Source organism: Faecousia sp. (assembly GCF_048519415.1).
Classification (GTDB): Bacteria; Bacillota; Clostridia; order Oscillospirales; family Oscillospiraceae; genus JAZOXB01.
The window spans coordinates 1-3,910 of record NZ_DBFZUT010000062.1 but is presented as its reverse complement, the minus strand read 5'-3'; the positions used below and the strand labels follow the sequence as shown (position 1 = coordinate 3,910).

Genomic DNA, 3,910 nt, shown 5'->3' with positions numbered 1-3,910 from the left:
TGCTCACGCGTTACTCACCCGTTCGCCACTAAGTCAGTCCCTTGCGGGGCCGACTCCGTTCGACTTGCATGTGTTAGGCACGCCGCCAGCGTTCGTCCTGAGCCAGGATCAAACTCTCTATAAAATGGTATCTTAATCAGTTCCCTTTCGGAAACCAAATAAAATCATGCATTCTATAAGTTTTGCTCTTAGCTTCACTCAAGAATTTCTCGTTGGCTATTCTTCACAATCTCAGTTTTTACACTGACATCTCAAAGAACAACTTGTTTTTCATCAAATTGTCCAAGGTGTTTGTTCATGTTTCTCGTTGTTTAATTTACAAGGTACACCGCCGACCGCTTGTGGCTCATTCGCTTTCGCGTTTGTGTCTCTCGCAGACAGCTCCGATATAATACCATGCATACCCCCTTTTGTCAAGCACTTTTTTCGACTAATTTCAATCTTTTTTGTGCATACAATATCTGGCGTTTTCACGCGCTACACGGCACCATATCTTGTTTTGAGACATGCTCCTGTGCAGTTCTTCTTGCCTACACAGGAGCATGGGTTTCAATTTTCCGTCTTCCTTTCTTCCCGTTCCAGCAGGACCGTCGCCAGAAAGATCGCGCGGTACTTCCCGGCAAAGAGGCCGCCCAGCACGAGCAGTCCCATGGCGGCCAGCACCGCCCCGGCCAGCAGATAGCGGTTGCCCCAGCCCGTCAGGAAGGCCGCTCCGAAATCGCCCAGCACAAAGGCCGCGATCACGACCGCCAGCGCCAGCACGAGCAGGGCCGTCGAAACGGCAGATGCCCGCCGATAGGCCCGCTGCGCCGCCGCGCAGTCCGGTTCGGAATAGCTCGCCGCCTCGATCTGCTTCCACTCCTCGGGCTTCTCGCGCCGGAAGTCCTCGTAAAGCTCCGAGAGCAGCCTGCGGGAGGTCTTTTCCCCCGGTGCGGCCAGCGCGGCGCGCACCGCCTGCGGATCCCACTGCATAGCCGTCACCGGTACTGGATCTTCATGCCCTTGACATGAAGCGGGTTGATCGGCACGATGACGCGGTCGCCGGGCTTGCACTCGATGCCGCGCACGTCCACGGCGATATGCAGCATGCCGATCTGTCCAACGACGCGGCATTTATGTCCGTTGACCTCTACGAGCGGCAGGGCGCGGAAAAAGATCCCGCGCAGGCCGCGCAGAATGAGGCTCAGGCAGTCGCGGAAGCGTGTGATGCCGCCGTCGCAGCGCTCGCGGAAGCCGTTGTACCAGCCGATGGGGACAATGGCGACCGGCGTATCCTCGCGCGCAGTCCACATGGCGCCGTAGCCCGTCGGGTGCCCCTTCGGCAGGACGCGCAGCTCCTCCACATGCGCCTCGGCATAGCCGACGGGGCGCAGCTTTGTGTGGAAGGGCACACGGCCAAGAATGGCCGAGCCGAGCCGTACGCCGTCGCAGTGCATCTCCGGAAAGCGCAGGAAGGCAGACGAATTGCAGCAGTGCACCGTTCCGGTCTCGAAGCCGGCCTCGCGGATGGCCGAGACCGTCTTCTGAAAGGTCTCGAATTCCTGATGCGTGAGCTTTTTGCTGCCGAAGGCGCAGTTGAAGTGCGTATAGACGCCGCTGACCGCGATATTCTTCTGCTCGCGGTAGACGCCGAGGATGTGATCCATATCCTCCGGCAGGAAGCCGTAGCGGCCCATGCCGGTGTCGATCTTCAGATGAGCCTCGACGACGTCCGCGCGCTCAGCCGCAATGGCGTTGATGGCGCAGGCCGTCTCCCACGAGCCGATGGTCAGAATGACCCGCAGGTCCATCAGGCGGTTCAGCTCCGCCGGGTCGCCGGTGGAGCGCAGCATCAGGATCGAAGCGTCCTCAAAGCCGTTTTCGCGCAGAAGCTCCGCCTCGCGCACCTCGGTCACGCAGAAATGGTCGATCCCGGCCTCCGCCAGATGGCGGGCCAGCGGCAGCACGCCGATGCCGTAGCCGTTGCCCTTGAGCACGGCCCAGATGGGGACGCCGTTTGCCATTTTCTGCAGCAGTTCGATATTATGGGAGAGGGCTTCCTTCTCCACCACATAGGCCTTCATGGGCGCACCTCACTTTTTGCGATTTTTCAGCAGATAGAGCTTCGCATTGAGATTCTTATAGAGCACGCTGCCCTTTTCAGCGATGAGCCACGCCGTGCGCTTGAGCACGAGGTCGTACTCGCCGACAAATTCCGTGAAATCTCCGCCGAAGCCTTTTTTGAACTTATACAGGCCATACAGGGGGTTATCCTCCGAGATATCGCCGGAAACGCCGCGGAAATCATAGACGTTGCAGCCGGTCTCAACGGCCCACTGGATCATGCTCCACTGCAGCAGATAATTCGGCATGAGGTTGCGGTGCTCGTTCGAGCTTGCGCCGTAGAGATACCACACCTTGTCGCCGTAATGGATGGCCAGCGTACCCGCGATGGGCTGCCCCTCGTGGAAGGCCATATACAGCCGCGCGTGCTCGCCAAGGTTGTCGAGCATGTTGGCAAAATACTCCGGTGGACGGGTGACGAAGCCGTCGCGCACACCGGTCGTGAGCATGATGCGGGCGAAATCCGGCACCATTTCCTTGCCGCAGACGCGCACCTCCACGCCCTTTTTTACGGCGAGGCGGATGTTATAGCGCCACTTCTGGTGGAACGAGGCCATGAGCTCGTCCTCCGTGCGGCCGTTGAGCCAGAGGCGGAAGACGAATTTTGGCTGGATCGCCTCGAAATTCTTGCCGCCGTGGCGCGTGCGGAAGCCGAAGTCCTCGAGCATGCGGCGGAAATCCTCGTTTTCCACGGGGACGTCCGGGTCGATCTTGATGACATAGGCCTTATATTCCTTCGCCAGCTCGCGGGCGGCGGCGACAAGCTCGCCGAACGTCTCGCGGTCGTCAAGATCGCAGACGGGGCCGCGGCAGGCGTAGAGCATCGTTTTGTGGATATAGGGCATGGTGCGGATCAGGAAGGCGATGCTGCCCCGGATCCGGCCGTCCGCGCCGCGCGAGACGATGGCGCGCCACTTCCACGCGGGCTTCTGCTTGGCCCAGAGGGAGCTCTGCGCAAAATGTCCCTTCGGGTGGCTCTGCACAAATGCCTCGTATTCCGCGAGGGTGGATTCCTGAATCAATTCGGTCATGATACATTCTCCGTTATTCCATAGATATACAGCTACAGTGTAGCACACTCCGCCCGGCAATGCAAGCAAAAAGACGATGACAAACGCAGGCCCGGCGGGGGGGCGCCGCCAGGCCTGCGTCTTTTTCCTTATTTCCAGGTAACGCCCTCGACCGTGGAGGACGTGATGACCGTGCGGCCTGCCGGGAAGTCATAGAACCGCTCCGTTTCGTCGCTGCCGGGAGCAAACTGGCGGAGCGTGAACGCCGTGTCCGACTGAATGACGACGTTTCCGTTCCGGTATGTGACCGTGACCTCCTGCGAACCGGCCGCCTTTATGGTCAGCGTCGTCTTGTCCTCGCAGCCGTAATCGAATAGGAGGCTGTACTCCATGTCGTTCCCGCGCAGCCTGCACGACTCCGCGTCGATCTCGAACGTCAGCTCGCCGTCCTCGGCGTAAGTCGCGTCCAGCCGGCATTCCACAGCATCGCTGTGCAGCAGGAACTCCGTGGACGCACCTTCTATGACCGGGTTATATTGCGAATGCAGCGTCAGGGACGTCGTGCGCGGGATCTCAAAACAGTAGGACAGATTGGTAGAGTACGATTCCCCGATCTCCATGGTCGTGGCGTCGTTGTCAAAGCCCAGCTCCGGATCGCCCTGCAGACGTTCCCCCGCCGCGTTCGTCAGGCTGTCCGCTGAGCGTTCCGCAACAAAGACGACCGGGTTGAACGCCTGCTTTTCGCCGCACCCGGCCAGCAGGAGCAGCAGCGGCAGCAGGTCTGCAAATATCAGATA

At 59.7% G+C, this 3,910-nt stretch carries 4 protein-coding genes and 1 rRNA gene; all 5 read right to left on the bottom strand.

Translation table 11 applies throughout. From position 1 onward, the window contains the following. Nucleotides 1-124: ribosomal RNA gene (locus ACMKFF_RS06555) — 16S ribosomal RNA — on the bottom strand; the annotation flags it as partial. 425 nt (nucleotides 125-549) lie between these two features. After that, nucleotides 550-972, bottom strand: a complete 423-nt coding sequence (locus ACMKFF_RS06550) for a hypothetical protein (protein WP_419496443.1) — start codon at nucleotides 970-972, stop codon at nucleotides 550-552. 5 nt (nucleotides 973-977) lie between these two features. After that, nucleotides 978-2,063, bottom strand: coding sequence for an alanine racemase (alr, locus tag ACMKFF_RS06545; protein ID WP_419496442.1), 1,086 nt, complete (start codon nucleotides 2,061-2,063; stop codon nucleotides 978-980). 9 nt (nucleotides 2,064-2,072) lie between these two features. Continuing rightward, a complete protein-coding gene (locus ACMKFF_RS06540; protein ID WP_419496441.1) occupies nucleotides 2,073-3,134 on the bottom strand; it encodes a lipid II:glycine glycyltransferase FemX in 1,062 nt (353 codons plus the stop codon). Between the two features lie 128 nt (nucleotides 3,135-3,262). Next, nucleotides 3,263-3,910, bottom strand: a 648-nt coding sequence (locus ACMKFF_RS06535) for a hypothetical protein (protein ID WP_419496440.1), incomplete at its 5' end; no start/stop codon positions are given.

What these genes read in the sequence shown, in the direction of transcription:
- ACMKFF_RS06550 (WP_419496443.1), bottom strand. Translation starts at nt 972, where the DNA reads ATGCAGTGGGATCCGCAGGCGGTGCGCGCCGCGCTGGCCGCACCGGGG.
- alr (WP_419496442.1), bottom strand. Translation starts at nt 2,063, where the DNA reads ATGAAGGCCTATGTGGTGGAGAAGGAAGCCCTCTCCCATAATATCGAA.
- ACMKFF_RS06540 (WP_419496441.1), bottom strand. Translation starts at nt 3,134, where the DNA reads ATGACCGAATTGATTCAGGAATCCACCCTCGCGGAATACGAGGCATTT.